The organism is Deinococcus radiotolerans, assembly GCF_014647435.1.
Classification (GTDB): domain Bacteria; phylum Deinococcota; class Deinococci; order Deinococcales; family Deinococcaceae; genus Deinococcus; species Deinococcus radiotolerans.
Genome location: NZ_BMPE01000016.1, coordinates 1 through 22,818 on the forward strand (window position 1 = coordinate 1; position 22,818 = coordinate 22,818).

Sequence of the window (22,818 nt, forward strand, 5' to 3'; positions counted from 1 at the left end):
GGTCTACACTCACCTCATCGGCGAACGCTCGTAACGCCGCTTGAAGTCAAAACTGGAGCACTACCGGACCGCCGCTTCCACGAGTACAGCCCGGTCGAGAACACCGACTACCCGCAGGGCGGCGGGGGCGGCGCGGACGCCTACGTGGCGTTCCTGGCTGGCACGGTGAAACCTGCTGTGGACGCCGCGTTCCTCACGCGGCCCAGCGCGGACGACACGGTCTTGATCGGCTCCAGCATGGGCGGTGTGATCAGCCTGCACGCCTGGCTGACCCGGCCCGACGTGTTCGGGCACGCCGGCATCATGAGCCCCGCCTTCTGGACGAACGGTGGGTTCTCGCTGCGGCAGGCGCAGGAGGCACACCTTCCAGCCGGGCGCGTGTGGGTGGACATCGGCGGGCGGGAAAGCCCGGAATTCCCCGACCGGATGCGTGCCTACTGGGACGAGGCCCACGCCTTCGCGGACACCCTGAGTGCCCGGGGCCTGGGCGAGAGGCTGCGCTTCCAGGCCGACCCGGCCGCCCCGCACCACGAGAGCGCCTGGGCGGCCCGGCTGCCCGCCGCGCTGCGCTTCCTGCTGACCGGCCTGTAGGTCCGCATGACTTGCCCCGACTGCCCCTGATCTGGTACCCTTGCCTTTAGTGTCTCGCGCTTGGTAGGGCCGAGATGACCGGGAGGCACCCGGACACGCCAGCAGCCCTCTCCCCCGTCGGCCTGGACCGTGTCGCAGCCAAATCCCCTAACTTCGGAGTTTCACGGTGAAAACCTACATCCCCAAAAATGACGAGCAGAACTGGGTCGTCGTGGACGCCACGAACGTGCCCCTCGGCCGCCTCGCGACGCTGATCGCCAGCCGCATCCGTGGCAAGCACCGCCCCGACTTCACCCCCAACATGATCCAGGGTGACTTCGTGGTCGTCCTGAACGCCGCCCAGGTCGCCCTGACCGGCAACAAGCTGGACGGCAAGGTCTACACCCGCTACACCGGCTACCAGGGCGGCCTGAAGACGGAAACCGCCCGCGAGGCGCTCAAGAAGCACCCCGAGCGCGTCATTGAGCACGCCGTGTTCGGCATGCTGCCCAAGGGCCGCCAGGGCCGCGCCATGCACAGCCGCCTGAAGGTGTACGCCGGTGAGGCGCACCCCCACGCCGCTCAGAAACCCCAGACGCTCGAGGTCAAATAATGGCGATTCAGCAACCCGAACAGTTCTACGGCACCGGCCGCCGCAAGAGCGCCGTCGCCCGCGTGTTCCTCCGCCCTGGCGAAGGCAAGATCATCGTGAACGGCAAGGAATTCCAGACCTACTTCCGTGGTCTCCTGCGCGCCGTGCACGCCCTGCAGGCCTTCCGTGAAACCGGCACCGCCGGCCGTTACGACGCCGTGATCACGGTCGTCGGCGGCGGCCCCACCGGCCAGGCCGACGCGATCAAGCTGGGCATCTCCCGCGCCCTGCTGAAAGTGAACCCCGACTTCCGCGCGCAGCTCAAGCCCAAGGGCCTGCTGACCCGCGACCCCCGCGAAGTCGAGCGCAAGAAGTACGGCCTCAAGAAGGCCCGCCGCGCTCCCCAGTTCAGCAAGCGCTGATCCACGCGAAAAAAGCTCCCCGCACCTTCGGATGCGGGGGCTTTTTTGTTGATGGTTGATAGAGGATGGATTGCTCTCCTCTATCAACCATCAACTGTCTTCCATCAACGCCGCGTGTGCGCGGCGTAGCGTTGCAGGATGTCCCAGCCCTGCCCGCCGTGCATGACGCTGCGGGCCTGTTCGACGCCCTCGCGGATGCTCGCGGCGCGGCCCGCAGTGCGCAGGGCCGCCCCGGCGTTCAGGGCCACGATGTCCCGCTGGGCCGGGGTGCCACCGCCGGTGAGGAGCGCGCGGGTGATCTCGGCGTTCTCGGCGGGGCTGCCGCCCACGATCGCCTCGCGCGGGTGGACGCTCACGCCGGCTTCCTCGGGGTGAATGGTGCGGTCGATGATCTCACCGTCGCGCAGGCCGGAGACGGTGTTCACGCCGCTGACGGTGAACTCGTCCAGGCCGCTGCCGTTCACGACGGTCGCGCCGCGCGCGCCCAGCAGGCGCAGCACCTCCGCCAGGGTGCGGGTCAGTTCCGGTTTGAACACGCCCACGACGAGGTGCGTGGCGCCCGCCGGGTTGCTGAGCGGCCCCAGGATGTTGAACACGGTGCGGGCCGCCAGTTCCGAGCGGACGGGCGCGGCGTGCCGCAGCGCCGGGTGGTAGTTGCGGGCGAACATGAACCCGATGCCCAGGGTGTTCACGGCGTCCGCGACGACGTCCGGCGTGGCGTCCAGATTCACGCCCAGGGCTTCGAGCACGTCGGCGCTCCCGGCGCGGCTGCTCGCGGCGCGGTTGCCGTGCTTCGCGACCGGCACGCCCGCACCGGCCACCACGAACGCCGTCGTGGTGCTGATATTGAAGGTGTGCGCGCCGTCCCCACCGGTGCCCACCACGTCCAGCAGGACCTCGCGCGGCTGCACGTTCACGCGCACCGCGTGCTCGCGCATGGCCTGCGCGAAGCCCGCGATCTCCTCGGGCGTCTCGCCGCGCACCCGCAGGGCCGCCAGCGCCGCCGCGAGCCGCACGCCGCTCAGTTCGCCCTCCATGACCTCGCGCATGAAGGTCGCCGCCTCCGCCTGCGACAGCCGCTCCCCGTTCATCAACCTCGCGTGCATCACTTCGTTGCCTCCTGCCGCGCGCGGAATGCCTGCACCTCGGCCAGGAAGTTCCGCAGCATCTCCAGTCCGTCCTCCGTGGCAATGCTCTCCGGGTGGAACTGCACCCCGAACACCGGGAACTCCCGGTGGCGCAGCGCCATCACGACCTCCTCGCCCGGATCGGTCGTCCACGCGGTCGCCACCAACTCCGGCGGCAGGTCCCGCACCACCAGCGAGTGGTACCGCGTGACCGTCACGCCGTCCCGCAGGCCCGCGAACAGGCCCGAGCCGTCGTGCCGCACCGGGCTGGTCTTGCCGTGCACCGGCAGGAGCGCGCGGCCCACCTGCGCTCCGAACGCCTCCCCGATGCTCTGGTGACCCAGGCACACGCCCAGCACCGGCACGCTGGACCCCAGCGCGCGGATCACAGCGACACTCTGCCCCGCCTCGGTGGGCGTACACGGCCCCGGCGACACCACGATCGCGTCTGGATTCAGGGCCCGCACGTCATCCAGCGTGAACGCGTCGTTGCGCCACACCGTCAGTTCCGCGCCCAGTGCCCCGAAGTACTGCACCAGATTGAACGTGAACGAATCGTAGTTGTCGATCAGCAGGAGGCGGAGGGGGGCGGTGGCCTGGGTCATCGGTGAATCTCCTGGGGGGGTGACGGTCGGTCCGGGCGGCGTGACGGCCATCACAGCCCCCCTGCGGCGAGTTCGACGGCGCGCATGAGGGCGGCGGCCTTGTTGCGGGTTTCCTGTTCCTCGCTGGCGGGGTCGCTGTCGGCGACGACGCCCGCACCCGCCTGGATGTGCACGCGGCCATTCGTGATGACCATGGTGCGCAGGGTCAGGGCCATGTCCATGCTGCCGTTCAGGGCGATGTACCCGAAACTGCCACCGTACGGGCCGCGCCGGACGGGTTCGATTTTGTCGATGATCTGCATGGCCCGGATCTTGGGCGCGCCGCTGACGGTGCCCATAGGTTGCACGCTGGCCAGCGCGTGCAGGGGCGTCTGGTCCTCCCGCAGGGTGGCGGTGACGCTGGAGACGATGTGCATGACGTGGCTGTAGCGTTCGATGGTGAAGGCGTCGTGCACGCGGACGCTCCCGTACTCACTGACCCGGCCCACGTCGTTGCGGCCCAGGTCCACGAGCATGAGGTGCTCGGCGCGTTCCTTCTCGTCCGCGAGGAGTTCGTCCGCGAGGGCCTGATCGTGCTCGGGCGTGGCGCCGCGCGGGCGGGTGCCCGCGATGGGGCGAGTAGTGACCAGGTGACCGTCGCTGGCGAGGAGGCTCTCGGGACTGCTGGCGACCAGCGTGACCGGCCCGAGTTGCAGGTACCCGAGGTACGGGCTGGGGTTCACGCGGCGAAGCGCGCGGTACAGCGCGAAGGGGTGCAGGTCGCCCAGGTCAGCGCTGAAGCGCTGGCTGGGCACCACCTGGAAGATGTCCCCGGCGCGGATGTACTCCAGCGCGTCCCTGACGGCGGCCTGGAAGGTGTCCGGGGTGAAGTTGCTGGTGAACTCGGGCGGCGTGGTGGGCGTGCGGCCCGGCACGGCCGGCAGTGGCCCGCGCAGCCGCTGGGTGAGGCGCTGCACCTCTTCCTGCGCGGCTGCCTGGGTGTCGGCGGTGGCGACGGTGATCAGGCGGTGCTTGAGGTGGTCGAAGATGACCATGCCGCGCGGCGCGATGAAACACGCGTCCGGGACGTTCAGTTCGTCGGGGTTCGCGTCGGGCAGCCGCTCGTAGTTGCGGATCAGGTCGTATGCGGCGTACCCGATCGCGCCGCCGATCAGCGCGGGCAACCCGTCCGGGACGGACGTGGGGCGGACGGTCGCGTGGTACAGCCGCGCCAGGGGGTCGGCCTCCTGCCCGTCGAAGTCGCCGAAGGTGCCACTGCTCGTCACGTGCGCGCCACGCGCCTCGAAGCGGCCCTGCTCACCCACGCCAATGAACGAGTAGCGGCCCAGTTTCTCCCCGGCCTCCACGCTCTCGAGCAGGAAGGTGACGGTCTCGCCCTGCGCGACTTTCAGGTACGCGGTGACGGGCGTGTCGAGGTCGGCGTTGAGTTCCTGCACGGCGACGGCCAGAGGGGAGCGCGGATTCGGATGCGTCATGGGTCTCCTGAGGGTGAAGGGGGAACAAAAAAACGCCCGGGTGGGAATTCCACCTGGGCGCGTCTGTGCAGTGTCGGGGCGACAAGCGTGATCAGACCCAGGCGAGACTGGGCCACCACCACGCACTGTACACGGTCATGCGTGGCAGCATAGCGCGCGTCCCGCAGGGACAGGGGGCGTGTGTAGACAGGTCACCGCTCAGCTGGACGGGTCACCCGGGCGTGACGGTCACCGGCACCGTCTGCCCCTCCTCCAGCGCTTCGGCGCGGCGCACCGCGACCTTCACCGGCAGCAGGTACCCGCCATCCTTCGGGAAGATCGAGGTGCGAAACCGGGTCTCCCCCACCACCGCCTCGCAGGGAATCATGCCCCACCCGTACGTCACGAAGCGCGCCGCGTCCTTCAGGTCAGGGACCAGTTCCTCCGGTACCCGCAGGAAGTAATGCGGGGCGGGGCCACGCCAGTGGAACAGCTCAGCCGTGAAAGTCAGGGGCATACGGGCAGCGTAGCGGCTGGCGGGTCAGGGCGTATCGTTCAGGATGAACAGACTCCGGCCGATGATCTGGCCGTCCTTTCGGATGGTCAGATTCAGAGGCTGCCAGTCGGGGGACAGGGTCGCGTCGGCGTGGAAGGTCAGGGTGGTCTGCAGGGCCTGTGCCCCGAGGTTCTGTGTGGTCAGGCTGGGCAGGGTCAGCGTGGACGGACTGACCGTCACGCCCGGCACGTCCACTCCCAGCGTGATCGGGCCGCTGATCCCCCCGCCCTGGCGCAGGTCGAATGGGACGGTGGCGGATTGCCCCGGGGGGAGGTGGATGCTGCTGCCCTCCTGCGGCGCGGCCACGCTCACCCGGGGGCTGCCGAGCTGGAAGGTCAGGCGTGACCAGATGCCAGTCGGGATGGACGTGCGCTGGATGATGTAGCCCGTATCCGTGCTGCGGCCCTGCTGCTGGATGAGATTCCAGCCGCGTTTTAGGTCCAGCTGGTCCTGGTACGTGATCGTGCCGCCAGCTGCTAGGTCGTCACAGCGGCCCTGCACGCGGATGTCCCGGTCAACGTACAGGCGAGTCAGGCCGGCCGGGGTCAGGCTGGTAGTGAGGGCCCGGCCCAGCGGGTCGCCCTGCGTGCCGATCACCTGCAGGTTCGCCTGGACGGCCAGCGCGTCCGGCTGCGAACGGTCCCCGACGAAGTCCGAGCATTCGAACAGGCTGCTGAGCGCCCCGGCGGGCGGGGTGCTCAGCGTGAAAGCCACCTGCCCATCTGCCGCGAGGGGAACGTTCTGCGCGGTGACCCATTCGATGCGGTCGTAATCCAGGTACTGCTCCTCGACCCGTGCGCCCTGACCCAGCAGGGGGTGATGCAGGGTTCCGACCACCCGCGCCGGGTCGGTGGGGCCGCCCACCTCGCTGCCCGTTCGGTCCTGCGCGGACGTGAACAGCAGGCTGAAGCTGAACACCTGCGTCTCGGGGTGCTGGCGGTCCACCGGGAAGTCCACGGCGAAGGTCACGGGCACGCTGGCGCCTGGGGCTAGGGTGCCGGGCACCAGCCAGCCGCCACTCTGCGGGGTGACGCTCAGGCCGGCGGGTGGGGTGACCTGCAAGCCGCGCAGGTCGAGGTCCGTCAGGAAGGGCGTGCCCTGCGGGTGCGGGCGAGTCACGCCGGTCTGGAGGTCGAGGTCCTGCGCGCGGGTGACGCGCAGGTTCGGGGCCTGCGTGGCGGCGTCCTGCCCGCCGTACAGCCGGACGCTGCGAAACGGCGTGCCAGCCAGGGTGGGCGCGGTGGCGTTGTTGCTCGGGTCGCCGTCCGTGTCGGTCAGGGCGACGGGCAGCAGGACCAGGTTCGTGATGGGTTCACCCGTGGGGTTCGTGACCATGAAGGTGGTGTTCACGTGCCGGATGTCCTGCGCGCCGCGCCGGCTGACGAACGTGACACTGCTGACCGATTGTGCGCCCAGTTGCACGTCACCGGGCGTGGTTTCCAGCGCCTGTGAGGAGAGACCGGGGGTCCCTGCGGGGAGGGTATGCAGGCTCGCCTGAGCCACCTGGGCGCCGCTGACCTGAAGATCCAGGGCGTACACGGGGCCCCTGGAGGCCTCGGGGGTGGGCGGCGCATGTGGCGCCGGGGAGCAGGCGAGCAGCAGGGTGAGCGGCAGCGCGGTACTCAGGCGGCGCAGGGTGATCCTGGCGGGGACGGACATAGAGGCAGCGTATCCTCCAGCGCTGCCCAGCCCTGCCGCAGATGCCTCAAACCCCCCGTCGGGCGCCCCTGAACCTGCCCGCCTGATGGGGGCGGCGCGCCCTGATGGTGCGCGGTCAGCCTGTCTCCTCGACGCGTTCGCGGACGTTCTGGATGAGCGCCTCGTCGTACAGGCCCGCGTAGTGGTCGCCGAGGTTCACCAGGAACTGCATCTCCTCCTTGGTGGTGCGGGCGCTCAGGCGTGTCTCGAAACTCAGGAGGAGCGCCCCGTACGCGAGTGAGGCGGCGCCCGCGATGGCCAGCAGGACCGGGAGGGGCCCCGCCTGCTGGGCGAGCAGGGCGCTGCCGCCAATCAGGATGCTGGTCAGGACGAGCAGGGCCACCGCGAGGTACAGGGCGGTCATGGCCTGCACGATGATGCGGCTGCGCCGCGCCAGACGCGGGAGTTGCTTGACGATCATGCGTTTCTCGTCGCGGGCGAGCGGTTCGGCGCGGCCGTCCTCGGTCACGAGCACCTTGAAGCGGGCCGTGAGCTGCCGCACGCGGTCCGTGACGCGGCCCAGGCGGCTGCTGGTGCTCATGAGCAGGGTGCCGGCGCCGCTGATCAGTACGGCCGGGGTGATCATGGCGGTCAGGACCTGCAAGTTCGCGTCGGCCATGCCATGAAGCTACGCTAAAAGCTCACCAGGACGCCTTCGATAAATCTGCACATTCCCTGCGCAGGGCCTGCACGGGGCACCGTCATGCTGCGTGTCAGGAGAAGGGAAGGGGCCGAGCGGGCCGCACCCGGATCACAAGGAGAATCATCATGAAGAAACTGCTGCTGACTGTCGCTGCTGCCCTGAGCCTCGCCACCACCGCCACCGCCTTCGCTGCCAGCCCCATGAGCGTGTACGCCACGGACGGGAACGGCGGGCAGTTCGAGGGCCTGTACACCGAGTCCAACTGGATGGCCATCGAGGTGCCCCTGAACGCCCTGGGCGGCAGCGTGCCCAGCGACCTGAGCCTCGCCGTGAGCGGCCTGCCGGATGGAACGTACGTGACACTGGAGGGCGTCTCGACCCGCGGGGACAACGCGCTGCTGTACGTGTCGGTCAGCCGTGACAGCACCGATTCGTTCGTGAACAGCGTCGCGCAGATCAACGTGAATTCCGGCAGCACCACGCTGGCCACCGTGGAAATTCCCGTGTACGGCGCCGCCACCAGCGAGTAAGCGCTGCTGGTCTGGGGCGTGCCCACCTCTGCGGAGGTGGGCACGCCTCTGCCCGTGTGGGTGGGGCACGCGGATGCTCTAGGCTGCTTGGCATGTGGGGATCTCAGCGGGCGGCGGCGGTGCCGGGAAGCGTGTTCGCGCTGATGGACGCCGCCAAGGGGCGGGCGCGGGCGGCGGGGCTGGACATCATTGACCTGAGTATCGGGAGCAGTGACCTGCCGCCCCCGGAGCCGGTGCTGGAGGTGCTGCGCGCAGCGACCCGCGATGCGGAGACGTACCGGTACCCGCTGTTCAGTGATACCGCGCCCCTGCGGGAGGCGGCGGCCGGGTACCTGGCGCGGCGCTTCGGGGTGCAGCTGGACCCGCAGCGGGAGGTTCTGCCGCTGATTGGCGCTCAGGAGGGGCTGGCGCATCTGCTGCTGGCGGTGACGGACCCGGGGGATACGCTGCTGCTGCCGGATCCATGTTACCCGCCGTACCTGGGCGCGGCAGCGGTAGCGGGCCTGAAGGTGGTGACCGTGCCCCTGCGCCCGGAGGCGGGGTTCCTGCCGGATCTGGACGCCGTGCCGGAGGGGGTGCGGCCGCGTGTGCTGCTGCTGAACTACCCGAATAATCCGACGTCGGCGGTGGCGGACGCGGCGTTCTTCTGGCGGGCGGCGGCGTGGTGCGGCGCGCGGGGCACGCTCCTGGTTCATGATCATCCGTACGCGGAACTGACGTTCGGGGCGTACCGCGCGCCGAGTGCGCTGGAGGCGGGGGTGGACGGCGTGGTGGAACTGCACTCGCTGAGCAAGACGCACCACATGGGCGGCTTCCGCGTGGGGTTCGCGGCTGGGGACGCCGGGGCGCTGGCGGCGCTCTCGCGGGTGAAGGGTGCCATCGACTTTCACGCCTACCTGGGCATTCAGCGGGCGGCGGCGCACGCCCTGTCGCTGCCGGATGAGGTGGGCCGGGTGGGCGCGGCCGTGTTCGAGCAGCGGCGGGACGCGCTGGTCCCGGCGCTGCGGGCGCTGGGCTGGGAGGTGGCGCTCCCGCAGGCGAGCATGTACGCCTGGGCGCGCGTGCCTGGCGTGACGGACAGCGTGGCGTTCGCGGTGCGCGCCGCGGAGACGACGGGCGTGGCGGTCAGTCCCGGCGCGGCGTTCGGGGCGGGCGGGGAGGGGTTCGTGCGCTTTGCGCTGGTGCAGCCGCCTGAGGTGCTCCGGGGAGCCGCGCGGCAGCTGGGCACCGTCCCGACCGCCTGAAGGCAGGAGGCGGGGCGCGAGGTCACCGCTCGCGCCCCGCCTCCTGCGGCGCCTTTACTTGTCGAACTTGTCGTAACCGGCGGCGCTGCGGCGCTGGGCGCCACGGGCGTAGTCCATCTGCATCTCGACGGTCTCGTGCTTCCCTTCGGTGAAGGTGCTGTCGTGAATCCAGTAGTTCAGCCGGTCATCCCCGAGCTGCACCCAGAGTTTGTGCTGATCTTCGGGATCACGCCAGAAGACCACGTGCTCGAAGGCGTTGTGCTGCGCCCAGGTCTGGATGTCCGACAGGACGCGCGCGGCCTTGGGGTGGGTCATCTGGAATTCCTGACCGTCGGTTTCATTGCGGAACTTGATCTCGACCATGGTGGGTTCAGCGTAACAGACCGCCCGTGAACTGCGTGCAGACTTCGCCGAACGGTTCTTCATGTGTGCAGCAGGGCGTGGAAGCGGTACCGCCGCTGCTGCCTGCACCGGCCGGGCGCGCTAGGGTGGGCGGTGATGACGGACGTGCCTCTGAAGGTCACCACGCTGAATGTGAACGGGCTGCGCAGCGCGCTGCGCAAGGGCCTGCGCGACTGGGCGGCGCGCGAGCAGCCGGACGTGCTGCTCCTTCAGGAAGTCCGCGCTGATCCGATGCCGGACGCCCTGGCGGACCTGGGGTACGCGGGGGCGTGGTTCCCGGCGCAGAAGGCCGGGTACAGCGGCGTGGCCGTCCTGTCCCGTCAGCCCGTGACGGACGTGCGTGTGGGCATGCCGCACGCAGAGATGGACGCCGAGGGCCGCGTGCTGAGCGCCGTCGTGGGTGGCGTGCGGTTCGTGAGCGTGTACCTGCCGAGTGGCAGCAGCGGCCCTGAACGGCAGGGCTTCAAGGACCGCGTGCTGGGCGACTTTCAGGACTGGACGGCCACGCTGCTGGCCGAGGGCCTCCCGGTGGTGATCGGCGGGGATTACAACATCGCGCACCAGCAGGTGGACCTGAAGAACTGGCGCTCGAATCAGAAGAACAGCGGCTTTCTCCCGCACGAGCGCGAGTGGATGACGGCGCACCTCGCCTGCGGCCTGACCGACACGCACCGCGCCTGCCTGGGGGAGGCAGCGGAATACACATGGTGGAGTAACCGTGGGGGCGCCTACGCGAACAACGTCGGCTGGCGCATTGACTACCTGCTCGCGTCGGGCGTGGCCGTGCAGGGCGTGAGCGTGGACCGGGACGCGCGGCTGAGTGATCACGCGCCCCTGAGCGGCCTGATCCACAGGGAAGCGTAAAGTTCGCGTCAGATGAGCCTGGAAGGTGCGTGATATGCTGAGCGGGCTGCCGGGTTCAGGACAGCGCCCCCGTCCTCTCACCGTTCAGCGGCTGCTGACTGACGCTGGACGGAGGGCGCAACCCGAGGATAGCGAACACCTGCTGCCCGTGGGCGGGTCGCGCGCACGCCAGCGCCACAAGCCTGAGAAGCGCGTCTCACACGAGTTAACCCCCACGGGCGCGTCCTGAGTGACCAGGAACGTACATGCCGAAAACGAAGAAGACGGAAGCGGTGCCCGGCACCGAGAGGACCGGCACCGACATCACCAAGACGACCCCATCCAAGCGCGGCGCGAACAAGGCCGCCCAGACTGAACCTAAGGCCGCCCGCGCGGCCAAGGCGGCCGCCACGGCACCCGCCAGGAAAACCGCGCCCCGCGCGAAGAAAGCCCCGACCACCGACACTGAGCCAGCAGCGGACCTTCCGAGCCTGACCGAGGTGACGGCCGCCCCCGAACAGACGACGGAGCAGCTGGTCGCGGCGCCCGTGCAACCGGCCCTGAAACGCGGCGCGCGCAAGGCGGCCCCCCAGGCCGACGCCACGCCCGCTGAGGCCGCGCCTGTCGAACCGGCGGCACCGGCCTCCACCGAGCCGGCCCCCAGAACGCCCGCCCGCCGGGGCCGCCCGCCCAAGGCGAAACCCGACGTGACTCCAGAGCCTGAGGCTCAGGCTACGCCCGCAGTGGATGGGGTACGCCCGGTCCGTGGCCAGAAGGGTCGGCCGCGGCCCGCTGAACTGGCTGCACCTCAGCCTGAGGTCATCCCGACCACCGCCGCGCAGACCACTGAGGTTCCGGCAAGTGACCAGCCCGCGCCCAGGCGTGGGAGGCCCGGCCGCGGGGCGGCTCAGCAGGCCGCAGAGGCGCCTGCCACGGCCACGCCGTCATCCGAGGATGTCAGCACACCCGTGACTGAACCTGAAGTGGCCCAGCCCGCGACCATGCCCAAACGGAAGGCCGGACGCGGTCGCGCGCAGACCGACGCACCCCTCCCTGAAGCGGAGGTGCAGTCAGCGGTCCAGGCCGAACCGGACGCGCAGACCCCTGAGGTGGAGCCTCAGATGAACGCCCCCGAACCTGCCGTGAAGCCCGCGCGCCGGGGCCGTCCGCCCAAGGCGGCGCGCATCCAGGACAGCCCGGCCAGCGAGGCGGCGCCCGAGGCCCAGCCTCAGCCTGACGTGACGGCCGCCGTGGACGCTGAGCCGGTGATTCTGGAGGTGCCGCGCAAGCGGGGCCGCCGGAAGAACGCCCTGCCCGCTGAGCCGCTGGAGACGGTGCTCAGTGGAGTGGAGGCCATCGAGACCGACCCGGTGACGCACCCTGAGCCGGCCGCTCAGCCTGACGTCCATGCGGCCGCGCCTCAGCCCGTCGTGGCCGAGCCCAAGGTTCGCCGGGGCGGCCGCCGGAAGACCAAGGACACGACCCCAGCACCGGTAGACCAGCCGACGCCGGTCGTGGATGAACTCGCGGGCCAGCCCGACCCGGCAGCCGAGGTGAACGCCGCTGAACCGGAGGCCGACGAGGCGCTCCCGGATACCAATCCGCTGCGGGACATCGTGGTGGCGCAGCTGCGCAGGCTGGGCCGCCCGGTGCACGTGCGCGACCTAGAGCGGACGTTCACGCGGCAGACCATGAACCGCCTGGGCGGCTGGCGTGAACTGACCGACCTGCTGGACACGCTGGTCGAGGCCGGTGAGGTCATCCGCACCCGCAAGAAGACGTACGGTCTGCCCGAGGCGATGAGCCTCATTCGCGGGCGTTTCCAGGCGTCAGCGGCCGGCTTCGGCTTCGTGATTCCCGACAGTGGCGGCGAGGACTACTACATTCCGGCGGAGCAGACGCTGGAAGCCTGGAACGGCGACATCGTGCTGGTGCGCCAGGAGGGCCGCGGGGACAGCCGCGACGACCGGGGCCGCGGCGGGTCACGCCGTGGACAGCGGGGCGACGGCAACCCGCGCGCGAGCGTGGTGCGGATCGTTCAGCGCGCCTACCGGCAGCTGGTGGGCACCCTGGAATTCCATCATGGGCACCCGATCCTGAAACCGGACGATCACCGCGCCCGGCACCGCATTCTGGTGCTTCCGGACGGCCTGGAGGGCCTGAAGGCCGGAGCGCGCGTGGTGACCGAACTGTTCTGGCCCGAGCACACCGGCGAAGACGAGGTGTTCGGTCAGGTGTCGCGCGTGCTGGGCGAGCAGGACGACCCCGTGACCGAGACGGAGGCCGTGATCGTGAAGTTCGGCCTGCGCGGCGATTTCCCGGATGACGTGCTGGAGCAGGCGAACGCGATTCCCACTCAGATTCCCGCCGAGGCGCTGGTGGGCCGCCTGGACCTGCGCGGCTTCAACATCTTCACGGTGGACGGCCGGGACGCGAAGGACTTCGACGACGCGATTCACATCCAGCCGACGCCTGAGGGCACCTTCGTGGTGGGCGTGCACATCGCGGACGTGAGCCACTACGTGCAGGAGGGCTCGCCGCTGGACGAGGAGGCGTACGCGCGGGCGACCAGCGTGTACCTGCCGGGCCGGGTGCTGCCCATGCTGCCCGAGCACCTCAGCAACGGCGTGTGCAGCCTGGTGCCGTACGAGGACCGCCTGACCATGACGGCGCTGGTGGAACTGAGTGCCGAGGGCGAGATCCTGAAGGTGCAGCTGGCGCCCAGCGTGATCAACAGCAAGGCCCGCCTGACGTACGACGAGGTGCAGGCGTACAGCGAGGCGACCGCCACGCTGCCTGAACACGCCCGCCAGCTGGAAGGCGACCTGCACCTGCTGCTGAAGATCACCACGAAGCTGCGTCAGAAGCGGCTGCGTGAGGGTTCGCTGGATTTCAAGCTGCGCGAGGTGAAGGTGGACGTGGGCCCCGACGGGCGCATGGAACTCATCCCGATCCGCGAGGAGACGGCGCGCGGCATGATCGAGGACCTGATGCTGCTGGCGAACAAGGTCGTCGCGCACGAGCTGATCCAGCGCGAGATCCCCGCCCTGTTCCGCATTCACGAGGAACCCACCCTCCAGCGCTTCCAGGACGTCACAAACGCCATCGGTCGCCTGGGCCTGGCCTTCCCCGGCGGGGAACCCACCCCGCAGGCGTACCAGGCAGTGCTGAAGCAGGTGCGCGGCACGCCGCGCGAGAGTGTCGTGAACACGCTGCTGCTGCGCTCCATGCAGCAGGCGAAGTACGCCGGGGAGAACCTGGGGCACTTCGGGCTGGCGTTCGACGAGTACCTGCACTTCACCTCGCCGATCCGCCGCTACCCGGACCTGCTGGTGCACCGCGTGCTCAAGGGCATGCTGGGCGGCGAACTGAAGGCCGGGGGCCGCGCGGTGGCGCAGCTTCAGGCTCGCCTGCCCGGCATGGGCGAGCACACCAGTGAGCGCGAGCGCGCCGCGACGGAAGCGGAGCGGGACCTCACGAAGTACTACCAGGCGAAGTGGGCGCAGGAGCACCTCGGGGAGTCGTTCCCCGGCACGGTGTCCGGCGTGGTGGCCAGCGGGCTGTTCGTGGCGCTGGACAACGGCGTGGAAGGCAAGCTGCACATCTCCAACCTGGACGACGATTACTACGTGTTCATCGAGGACGCGCAGATCCTGCGTGGCCGCAGCCGCGGGCGGTCGTACCGCCTGGGTGACCCGGTGGACGTGACCATTCAGGCCGTGAACCCGCTGGCGCGCCAGACGGATTTCACGCTGGCCGACCCGACCGACCCGGAGTACCGTCCGGGCAACCTTCATCAGGAGACCGATATGGATTCACCCGTCAAACCCCGTGCCCGCCGCCGCGAGGACCGCGAGCAGGAGAAACGCGAGAAGTTGCAGAGCCTGCCCGTGAGCGAACCGAAGAAGTTCACGCTGGAGGACGCCAGTCGCCCCACGCTGTCCCCCTCGGCGGGTGGGCGTGGCGGGCGCGGGCGCGGCCAGGGGCAGGCGCCGCGCGAGGGCCGCAGTGAGGGCCGTGGCGAGACGCGCGGTGAGGGCCGCAGTGGTCAGGGCCGCACCTTCGGCGGGGTCAGCATGGGCCGCTCCCGGCGCGTGATCACGCTGGAACGCCCCCGCAACGAGCACCTGCGCCCGGTGAACATCACGGTGCAGCGCATGTACTTCGGCGACTGGACGCTGGAGAACATGCCGCCCGAGGACGGTCAGGGTGGCGGGCGCGGCGGGCGTCCCCCCATGCGCGAGCGCAGCGGCGGGGAGCGCGGGCGGGGCTTCACGCGCGGCGGGAATGACCGGGGCGCGGTGCAGCGCGTGAACGGCCGTCAGCAGGGGCAGACCCGCCCGCGTGAGACGGCGCCCGCGCAGCCTCAGGTGCAGCCCGCGGCGGCGCCCGCTGCGGACGTGGCCGGGGACGACGCCAAGCGCCGTCGCCGCCGCCGGGGCCGCCGTGGTGGCGGAAACGCCCCTCAGAGCTGAGTGAGTGGCGTGGGCGGGCTGGTCTTCCTGTGAAGATCAGCCCGCCTCCTTTATGGCTTTCTCATGCCCACGCGCCCGCGCTGCGTGGGGCTCTGCGGCTGTGCCGTTGCGGGGTCGCCTTAACGGATGGCCAGGAGAACTGCCCGCGACGGTGTGGGTAAGGAGGGGAACCCTTAGGGTTCCTTTCATCGGACGCAGCGCCCGGGGCGACTACGCTGGTCAGGACTGCCGTGCCTGTGGGCGCGGCCTGGAAAGGGAGGATGCATGACCAGTTCGGAACAGCCCGGGAATTCCCGTCAGCGCTCCCGCCTGGGGGCGCAGTTGCTGCCGGGTGGGCAGGAAACGCGTTTCCGGGCCTGGAGTACCCGCGCGCAGCAGATGTGCGTGTGTGTCAATGGAGAAGTGTTCAAGATGGAACCCCAGCCGGGCGGATATTTCGAGGCGGTGCTGCCGTTCGGAGCGGGCGCCCGCTACCGCTTCGAACTGGACGGCCAGACGCTGCCCGACCCGTACGCGCGCTTCATGCCGCACGGGGTGCACGGGGACGCGGAGGTCGTGAATTTCACGGACTTCACGTGGCAGCACCCGGACTGGACGGGCCGTCCGCTGGCGGAGTGCGTGTTCTACGAGCTGCACGTGGGGACGTTCACGCCCGAGGGCACGTACCGCGCGGCGATGGAGCGCCTGCCCCAGCTGGTGGAGCTGGGCGTCACGGCGATCCAGATGATGCCGGTCGCGGCGTTCCCGGGTGAGCGCGGCTGGGGGTACGACGGGGTGGCGATGTTCGCGCCGTTCGCGCCGTACGGCCGCCCGGAGGACCTGATGGCGTTCGTGGACGCCGCGCACAGCCTGGGCCTGTCCGTGTTCCTGGACGTCGTGTACAACCACTTCGGGCCGGACGGGAATTACCTAACGAGCTACAGTCCGTCGTACTTCACGGACCGCTTCCACACGGCGTGGGGACAGGGCCTCGATTACGCCGAGCCGCACATGCGCCGCTATATCACGGGCAACGCGCGCATGTGGCTCCAGGACTACCGCTTTGACGGCCTGCGCCTGGACGCGACCGCCAGCATGCAGGACGACAGCGAGGAGCACATCCTGCGTGAACTGGCGCGCGAGACGCACGCGCTGGGCAGCGGGCACATCCTGCTGGCCGAGGATCACCGCAACCTCCCGGAACTGGTCACGGAGACCGGCCTGGACGGCATCTGGGTGGATGACTTCCACCACGAGGTGCGCGTGACCCTGACCGAGGAGCAGGAGGGGTACTACGGCGGCTTCCGGGGCGGCGCGCGGGAACTGGCGCAGGTGATCAACCGGGGCTGGAAGTACGAGGGGCAGTTCTGGAACGTGACCGGCGAGGAACACAACCGCGGCAAGCCCGCCACGGATCTCGAAGCGCCAAGTTTCGTGTACTGCATCCAGAATCATGATCAGGTGGGGAACCGCGCGCTGGGCGACCGCCTGCATCATTTCGAGTCGGTGACGCTGGCCGAGTACCGGGGCGCCAGCACCCTGCTGCTGTCGCTGCCCATGACGCCGCTGCTGTTCCAGGGGCAGGAGTGGGCGGCCAGCACGCCCTTCCCGTTCTTCAGTGACCATGCGGGCGAGCTGGGGCAGATGGTCACGGAGGGCCGGCAGCGGGAATTCGCCTACTTCTCGGGTTTCAGCACGCTGAACGTACCCGACCCGCAGGCGGCGGGCACCTTCGAGAGCGCCAGGCTGAACTGGGCCGAGCGCGAGCAGGGTGAGCACGGCCGGACGCTGGCGCTGTACCGCCACCTGCTGCGCCTGCGCCGGGAGGATCCGGTGCTGCGCGAGCGGTCGCGCCGCTTCCTCCGCGCGGGCGCCGTGGACTCGGGGGCCGGGGAGGCGCTGTGGGTCCGCTGGGAGACGCCGCAGGGCGTACGTACCCTGCTGTGGAACCTGACGCACACGCCGCTGACGCCGGCCCTGCTGGCGCTGCCGTTCCCGCTGCCGCCGCAGGTGCTGATGCACTCGGAAGGTGAGCTGAACGCGCCCAGCCCGCTGGACGACCTGACCCTGCGCCCCGGTGAGGCGGCGCTGCTGGCCGGGCCGGTGGAGGCGTGAGCGGCGCCCCTCCGGCTGGCCCTCAGACGCACCTGCCGGGCGCCACGTACCGCCTCCAGCTGCACCGGGACTTCGATTTCGCCGCGGCGCGGCGGGCGCTGCCGTACCTGGCGCGGCTGGGCGTGACCGACGTCTACCTCTCCCCCATCTGGACGAGCACGCCAGGCAGCACGCACGGGTACGACGTGACGGATCACGCGCAGGTGAATCCGGAACTGGGCGGCCTGAGCGGCCTGAAACGGCTATCCACTCGGGCGCGGGAACTGGGGCTGGGACTCATCGTGGATTTCGTGCCGAACCACATGGGCATCCAGGGCGGGCACAACCCGTACTGGGAGGACGTCCTCCAGCACGGGCAGGCCAGCCGCTACGCGCATTTCTTTGACATCTCGTGGCATCCGCTCAAGCGGGCGCTGGACGGCAAGGTGCTGCTGCCCGTGCTGGGCGACCAGTACGGCCGGGTGCTGGAGCGCGGCGAGCTGCGCCTGGAGCGCGTGGGCGGCGCCTTCACGCTGCGCTACTGGGAGCGGCAGCTGCCGCTGTCCCCGCGCAGCGTGGCGCAGCTGCTGGTCTGGACGGCGGCCTCGCTGCCCGCCGGGACCGACACGGTCACGCAGGGCGAACTGGCCAGCATCCGCCGGTCGGTGGACACGCTGCCGCGCAGCACCTCCGCCGACCTGACCGACACGGACCGCGTGATCCGCGCGCAGGAGGTGCAGGTCATGACCCGCCGCCTGAGCGCGCTGCTGGAGGACTCGGGGCCCGTTCGCGCGGCGCTGGACGCCACGCTGGACGCCGTGAACGCCGACCCCGTCCGCCTGGACGCCGTGATCGGCGAGCAGAACTACCGCCTGGCGTTCTGGAAGGTCGCGGCCGAGGAGATCAACTACCGGCGATTTTTCGACATCAACGACCTCGCGGCGCTGCGCATGGAAGACCCCCGGGTGTTCCAGTGGGCGCACGCGACGCTGTTCGACCTGCTGCGCCAGGGGCTGGTGCAGGGCGTGCGGCTGGATCACACGGACGGGCTGTTCGACCCGGCCGGGTACTTCCAGGCCCTTCAGGAGGGCGCGGCGCAGGCGCTGGGCCGCGACCTGGGCGGCGGGCTGCCCCTGTACGTGGTGGCCGAGAAGATTCTGGAGCCCGGTGAGACGCTGCCCGAGGCGTGGGCGATTCACGGCACGACCGGCTACGACTTCCTGGCGCAGCTGAACGGCGTGTTCGTGGACCGCACGAACGAGGAGGAACTAAGCGCCGTGTACCGCCGCTTCACCGGGGACCGCCGCTCGTACGGGGAGCACCTGTACCGCGGCAAGCAACTGATCCAGCGGGTCAGCCTGCCCGGCGAGGTGAACGTCCTGGCCGAGCATCTGGAGCGCCTGGCGGAATCGGACCTGAACGCGCGGGACTTCACGCTGAGCACCATGCGCGCCGCGATCCGCGAGGTGATCGCGACCTTCCCCGTGTACCGCACGTACGTCCGGGAGGACGGCGCGCGCGAGCCGGGTGACGACGCGAAGATCGCGCGCGCCGTGCGGGACGCCAAGGCCCATAACCGCGAGGACGGCCTGCCGGTGGACCCCAGCGCCTTTGACTACCTGCACGCGGTGCTGACCCTGAACGCGCCGGACGCGGCGACAAGAGCGGCGTACGCGGAGTTCGCCCTGAAGTTCCAGCAGCTGACCGGGCCGGTCACGGCGAAGGGCGCGGAGGACACGGCCTTCTACCGGTACGCGCGGCTGCTGACCCTGAACGAGGTGGGTGGTGATCCGGCGCTGTTCGGCACGCCGCTGGCGACCTTCCACGCGGCCACACAGGCGCGCGCCTCGCGCTGGCCGCGCGCGATGCTGGCGGGCAGCACGCACGACACCAAGCGCGGCGAGGATACCCGCGCGCGCATCAGCGTGCTGTCCGAACTGCCGCAGGCGTGGTCAGCGTACCTGAGCCGCTGGTCCCCCATGATCCGCAGCCTGGAAACAGAGACGGATCTGGGCCGCGCGCCCACCCCCCTGGACGCGTACGTGCTGCTGCAGAACGCGCTGGGCGCGTACCCGCTGAGCGGGAAGCTGGACGGTTTCGCGGACCGCCTGAGCGCGTACATGCTCAAGGCGGCCCGGGAGGCGAAACTGCGGACCAGCTGGGCGGCCCCGGACGAGGAGTACGAGGCGGCGCTGGAGACCTTGGTGCGTGGCCTGCTGTCCAACGGGGACTTCCTGACGTCCCTGGGGGAACTGCACGCGCGGATCAGTCCGCACGGCGCGCAGAGTGGCCTGAGTGCCGCGCTGGTCCGCCTGACCGCGCCCGGCGTGCCGGACACGTACCAGGGCAGCGAGAGCTGGAATCAGAGCCTCGTGGACCCCGACAACCGCCGGCCCGTGGAGTACGCGGCGCTGAACCGGACGCTGGGCCGCCTGGAACGTGGCGAGGGCAGCCTGGCCCTGGCCCGGCGGCTGCTGGACTCCTTCGAGGACGGCAGCGTGAAGGTCCTGGTGACCCGCGCGGCCCTGGCGGCCCGCGCCGCGCACCCGGAGCTGCTCAGGGAAGGAACGTACCAGCCGCTGGACGGGGGGCGCCACGTGCTGGCCTTCGCGCGGCAGCGCGGCCACGAGCGGCTGGTGACGGTCGCGCCGCGCCTCACGTTCACCCTCACCCGGGAGCGCACGCCCTGGGCGACGGGTGAGGTGTGGGGCACGCGGCAGGTGACGCTGCCCGCCGGGACGTACACGAACCTCCTGACCGGGGAGCGGCTGCGCGCGCGGGGTAGCAGGACGCCGCTGGCGAAGGTGCTGGAGGACTTCCCGCTGGCGCTCCTGCGCCGCGACTAGGCGGCGGGGCCTGCCCCAGCCGCCCCCGCCGCGCCGGGGTGAACGCGCCTTCACCACCTGCGGGAACTTCCGCGCGCCGCACCCCGTACTCTGGGGTGTATGCAGACCTACCCCACCACTGCCCGTTCGGCTGATGTCGTGCGGACGTTCATGGCCCGCACCTATTCCTGGATGGCGGCGGGCCTCGCGCTGACCGCCGGGGTCGCCTACCTGACCTCCACCAATGACGCCCTGATGCTGCAGGTGATGCAGCTGCGCCTCCCGCTGATCCTGGCGCAGCTGGCGCTGGTGTTCGTCCTGAGCCTGTTCGCGCAGCGCCTGAACAGCGCCGTGGCGGGCGCGCTGTTCATCGCGTACGCCGCGCTGACCGGCCTGACCTTCTCCGCGCTGCTGCTGGTGTACTCGCAGAGTGCGGTGACGGCCGCGTTTGTCTCCACGGCAGGCACCTTCGCGCTGATGAGCGTGGCGGGCTTCGTGATCAAGCGGGACCTGAGCGCCATGGGCCGCTTCTTCATGTTCGCCCTGATCGGCCTGTTCGTCGCGATGATCGTGAACCTGTTCATCGCCAGCGGCCCGCTCACGCTCATCATCAGCGTGGTGGGCGTGCTGCTTTTCGCGGGCCTGACTGCCTACGACACGCAGATGCTGCGCAACCTCGCGCTGAGTGGCGTGCAGGGGGAGATGGCCGAGCGGGCCGCCATCAACGGCGCGCTGGCGCTGTACCTGGACTTCGTGAACATGTTCCTGTTCATCCTGCGCCTGTTCGGTGGCAGCCGCGACTGAACGCCCTTTGAGGACAGCGCCCCGACCGGAGCTCCGGTCGGGGCGTTTCCTGCCCTGCAGGTCTACTTCACGTACAGCGTCCTGACGTACGCGCTGGACAGGTTGGCGTCCCCGCGCAGCGCGGCGTACGGCAGGGTGACAGTTTCGGCGCAGGCCGCCACGACGTGCGGCAGGCCGGACGGGGTGAGGTTCAGGCCCTGCGCACTCAGGTGCGCCGTGAAGTCCAGCGTCGTCTCGCGCAGCACGGTCAGGCATTCGGCGTCCACGGCGCCCCTGGCGGCGTTCAGGTACAGCGTATTCTGCCGCGCGGCGCTGAGTTTTGGGAACAGCGTGGTCAGCGGCACCGCGCGGCCCGTGGCGCGGTCCAGGATGACACCCTGCGTCCAGTTGTCGGGGTGCGCGCCGCCGCAGTAGTAGTCCACGTCCTCGCGCAGGCTGAGGAGGCGCGCGTTCAGCAGCGTGACCTGCACGTTCGCGTTGTACCCCTCCTGCGGGTCGCGCTGGGCGTCCTCGGGCAGCGTGGCGCGGCAGTCCAGGGCGTCCGCGGCGTGCCGCAGCTGCCGGTCCTGCAAGGCGGCGTTCAGGGCGGCGCTGGCGCCGGGCACGCGCGGGTAGCGCACGCCGGACAACGGCTCGCGGACGCTGCGGCCGTCTGCGGCCGTCACCCAGGGCCGGTTCAGTTTCAGGAACGTCAGGGGGTGGTCGCGCCGCAGGACGCTCAGGCCCGGCGACAGCGGCAGCCGAAGGGGCAGGCGCGTGGCGTCCAGTGGGGTCAGGACCACCTCCTGCGGGCCCTGCGCGCCGGGCGCCTGCCAGGTGCCCTTCAGGCTGGTCCCGGAGGGCATCAGGGTAAAGCAGCCGGTCACGACCGGGTCGCTGCCCAGCGTGCGGCGCACGCTCTCCTGCAACACCAGCTGGTTCCCCGCGTGCCCCGCTTCGAGCAGCAGGTCCAGGCTGCGGCCCTCGTAGAAGTACAGGGACTCCCCTTTCGGGTCGAGGCTCAGGGCGACGGGCAAAGAACCCAGCGTGCCGCGGTACGTGCCGCCGCGCGCCCAGTCCGGCAGGCCCGGCGCGGCGCCGCAGCTGGCCGCCTGTGCGCCCGCGGAGAGAAGCATGCACGCCGCCGTGAGAAACCACTTCATGCGCGCAGCGTACACCGTCAGCCCTGCGGACCCTCCCACACGCCGTCTCCACGGGCGTCCATGGTGCCGGTGCGCAGCAGCTTCGCCTCGCCGTTCCCGAAGGGCGTGTGCGTGCAGGCCCAGGTGACGGCCGCCTCGACGTCGTACGCGGCGGCCTGGAAACTCACGTGCCAGTCGCGGCCCGCGCGGGTCAGCAGCGTCCAGCGGGCACGGGGATCGCCGTCCACCTGATCACTGACCGAGCCGGTATTCACGAGGAGGGTGTCGCCCACGCGGGTCATGCCGGCGCGGTGCGTGTGCCCGCACAGCACCACCTCCACCCCCAGCGGTTCAAGCGCGCTGCGCAGACTGCGGGGATCGCGGGCGCGGTAGTAGCCTGCGGGGTCCCACACCCACAGCAGGCTGTGCCAGGCGCTGTCCGGGGTGCCGTGGCACGCGAGGACCGCGCCGCCCAGCGCGCGCGCCGTCAGGGGCAGCGCCGCCACCCGCGCGAGCCGGGCGGGGTCGGTGTGGGCCGCCAGCCACGCGCCGTACTGCTGCGACAGCGGCGAGCGCCGCCCGCCGGGCCAGAGTTTCTCCTCGTTGTTGCCCCGGACTTCCACGGCGCCTTGCTCGGCCAGCTGCGCCTGGAGGTCCAGCGCGCGGGCGGGGTCGGCGCTGCCCTCGGCCTGATCGCCGAGGTTCACAATCAGGTCCGGCGCGGCGGCGCGGACTTCCCTGAGCACGGCGCTGAGCGCGAAGGCATTTCCGTGGACGTCACTGATCACCGCGACCCTCATCACTGCGCAGCGTACCGTCCCGCCGGGGTGAGGC

At 70.4% G+C, this 22,818-nt stretch carries 19 protein-coding genes; 10 read left to right on the plus strand and 9 right to left on the minus strand.

The window, feature by feature from the left end; genetic code table 11:
• The 3 genes from IEY63_RS17420 to rpsI form a co-directional block, all read left to right on the plus strand.
• Nucleotides 1-591 (plus strand): alpha/beta hydrolase (locus IEY63_RS17420; protein ID WP_189070271.1); only part of this gene is annotated, 591 nt, incomplete at its 5' end.
• A 166-nt stretch (nucleotides 592-757) separates the two neighbouring features.
• Entirely contained in the window at nucleotides 758-1,183 is a 426-nt protein-coding gene (gene rplM / locus IEY63_RS17425) for a 50S ribosomal protein L13 (RefSeq protein ID WP_189070272.1), read from the plus strand.
• Nucleotides 1,183-1,584 (plus strand): 30S ribosomal protein S9, encoded by a 402-nt coding sequence (gene rpsI, locus IEY63_RS17430; RefSeq protein ID WP_046843115.1) that lies wholly within the window; start codon nucleotides 1,183-1,185, stop codon nucleotides 1,582-1,584. Before rplM ends, rpsI begins: the two co-directional genes overlap by 1 nt.
• Nucleotides 1,585-1,688: 104 nt before the next feature.
• On the opposite strand, the gene trpD is transcribed toward rpsI, so the two are convergent.
• The 6 genes from trpD to IEY63_RS17460 form a co-directional block, all read right to left on the minus strand.
• Nucleotides 1,689-2,690, minus strand: a complete 1,002-nt coding sequence (gene trpD, locus IEY63_RS17435; RefSeq protein WP_229784786.1) for an anthranilate phosphoribosyltransferase — start codon at nucleotides 2,688-2,690, stop codon at nucleotides 1,689-1,691.
• Nucleotides 2,690-3,316, minus strand: a complete 627-nt coding sequence (locus tag IEY63_RS17440) for an anthranilate synthase component II (RefSeq protein ID WP_189070273.1) — start codon at nucleotides 3,314-3,316, stop codon at nucleotides 2,690-2,692. Before IEY63_RS17440 ends, trpD begins: the two co-directional genes overlap by 1 nt.
• Before the next feature lie 50 nt (nucleotides 3,317-3,366).
• Nucleotides 3,367-4,791, minus strand: a complete 1,425-nt coding sequence (gene trpE, locus IEY63_RS17445) for an anthranilate synthase component I (RefSeq protein WP_189070274.1) — start codon at nucleotides 4,789-4,791, stop codon at nucleotides 3,367-3,369.
• Nucleotides 4,792-5,002: 211 nt separating this feature from the next.
• Entirely contained in the window at nucleotides 5,003-5,287 is a 285-nt protein-coding gene (locus tag IEY63_RS17450) for a DUF1905 domain-containing protein (RefSeq protein WP_189070275.1), read from the minus strand.
• A gap of 24 nt (nucleotides 5,288-5,311) precedes the next feature.
• On the minus strand, nucleotides 5,312-6,985 hold the full coding sequence (locus IEY63_RS17455; RefSeq protein ID WP_189070276.1) for a hypothetical protein: 1,674 nt from the start codon (nucleotides 6,983-6,985) through the stop codon (nucleotides 5,312-5,314).
• 115 nt (nucleotides 6,986-7,100) lie between these two features.
• The gene (locus tag IEY63_RS17460; protein ID WP_189070277.1) at nucleotides 7,101-7,643 is read right to left on the minus strand and encodes a DUF2721 domain-containing protein; all 543 of its coding nucleotides are present in this window, start codon (nucleotides 7,641-7,643) and stop codon (nucleotides 7,101-7,103) included.
• Between the two features lie 149 nt (nucleotides 7,644-7,792).
• Between IEY63_RS17460 and IEY63_RS17465 the strand changes: the two genes are divergently transcribed.
• Both IEY63_RS17465 and IEY63_RS17470 read left to right on the plus strand, forming a co-directional pair.
• Nucleotides 7,793-8,197, plus strand: coding sequence for a hypothetical protein (locus tag IEY63_RS17465; protein WP_189070278.1), 405 nt, complete (start codon nucleotides 7,793-7,795; stop codon nucleotides 8,195-8,197).
• A 92-nt stretch (nucleotides 8,198-8,289) separates the two neighbouring features.
• Nucleotides 8,290-9,441: an aminotransferase class I/II-fold pyridoxal phosphate-dependent enzyme gene (locus IEY63_RS17470; protein WP_189070279.1), complete on the plus strand. Its 1,152-nt coding sequence runs from the start codon at nucleotides 8,290-8,292 to the stop codon at nucleotides 9,439-9,441.
• A 54-nt stretch (nucleotides 9,442-9,495) separates the two neighbouring features.
• Here IEY63_RS17470 and IEY63_RS17475 read toward each other — a convergent pair whose 3' ends face one another.
• Entirely contained in the window at nucleotides 9,496-9,804 is a 309-nt protein-coding gene (locus IEY63_RS17475; RefSeq protein WP_189070280.1) for a hypothetical protein, read from the minus strand.
• 135 nt (nucleotides 9,805-9,939) lie between these two features.
• On the opposite strand from IEY63_RS17475, the gene IEY63_RS17480 reads away from it, so the two are divergent.
• From IEY63_RS17480 to IEY63_RS17500, 5 genes are all read left to right on the plus strand, one after another.
• Complete coding sequence (locus IEY63_RS17480) at nucleotides 9,940-10,707, plus strand: exodeoxyribonuclease III (protein WP_189070281.1); 768 nt, start codon at nucleotides 9,940-9,942, stop codon at nucleotides 10,705-10,707.
• Between the two features lie 245 nt (nucleotides 10,708-10,952).
• Nucleotides 10,953-15,161, plus strand: a complete 4,209-nt coding sequence (gene rnr / locus IEY63_RS17485) for a ribonuclease R (RefSeq protein ID WP_189070282.1) — start codon at nucleotides 10,953-10,955, stop codon at nucleotides 15,159-15,161.
• Between the two features lie 264 nt (nucleotides 15,162-15,425).
• On the plus strand, nucleotides 15,426-17,255 hold the full coding sequence (gene treZ / locus IEY63_RS17490; RefSeq protein WP_189070283.1) for a malto-oligosyltrehalose trehalohydrolase: 1,830 nt from the start codon (nucleotides 15,426-15,428) through the stop codon (nucleotides 17,253-17,255).
• Complete coding sequence (gene treY / locus IEY63_RS17495) at nucleotides 17,252-20,080, plus strand: malto-oligosyltrehalose synthase (protein ID WP_189070284.1); 2,829 nt, start codon at nucleotides 17,252-17,254, stop codon at nucleotides 20,078-20,080. The genes treZ and treY overlap by 4 nt, the downstream gene beginning before the upstream one ends.
• 99 nt (nucleotides 20,081-20,179) lie before the next feature.
• Nucleotides 20,180-20,863, plus strand: coding sequence for a Bax inhibitor-1/YccA family protein (locus IEY63_RS17500; protein ID WP_189070285.1), 684 nt, complete (start codon nucleotides 20,180-20,182; stop codon nucleotides 20,861-20,863).
• 62 nt (nucleotides 20,864-20,925) lie between these two features.
• Here IEY63_RS17500 and IEY63_RS17505 read toward each other — a convergent pair whose 3' ends face one another.
• Both IEY63_RS17505 and IEY63_RS17510 read right to left on the minus strand, forming a co-directional pair.
• Nucleotides 20,926-22,005, minus strand: coding sequence for a hypothetical protein (locus IEY63_RS17505; RefSeq protein WP_229784787.1), 1,080 nt, complete (start codon nucleotides 22,003-22,005; stop codon nucleotides 20,926-20,928).
• Between the two features lie 17 nt (nucleotides 22,006-22,022).
• A complete protein-coding gene (locus IEY63_RS17510; protein WP_189070286.1) occupies nucleotides 22,023-22,784 on the minus strand; it encodes a metallophosphoesterase family protein in 762 nt (253 codons plus the stop codon).
• Nucleotides 22,785-22,818: the final 34 nt, after the last annotated feature.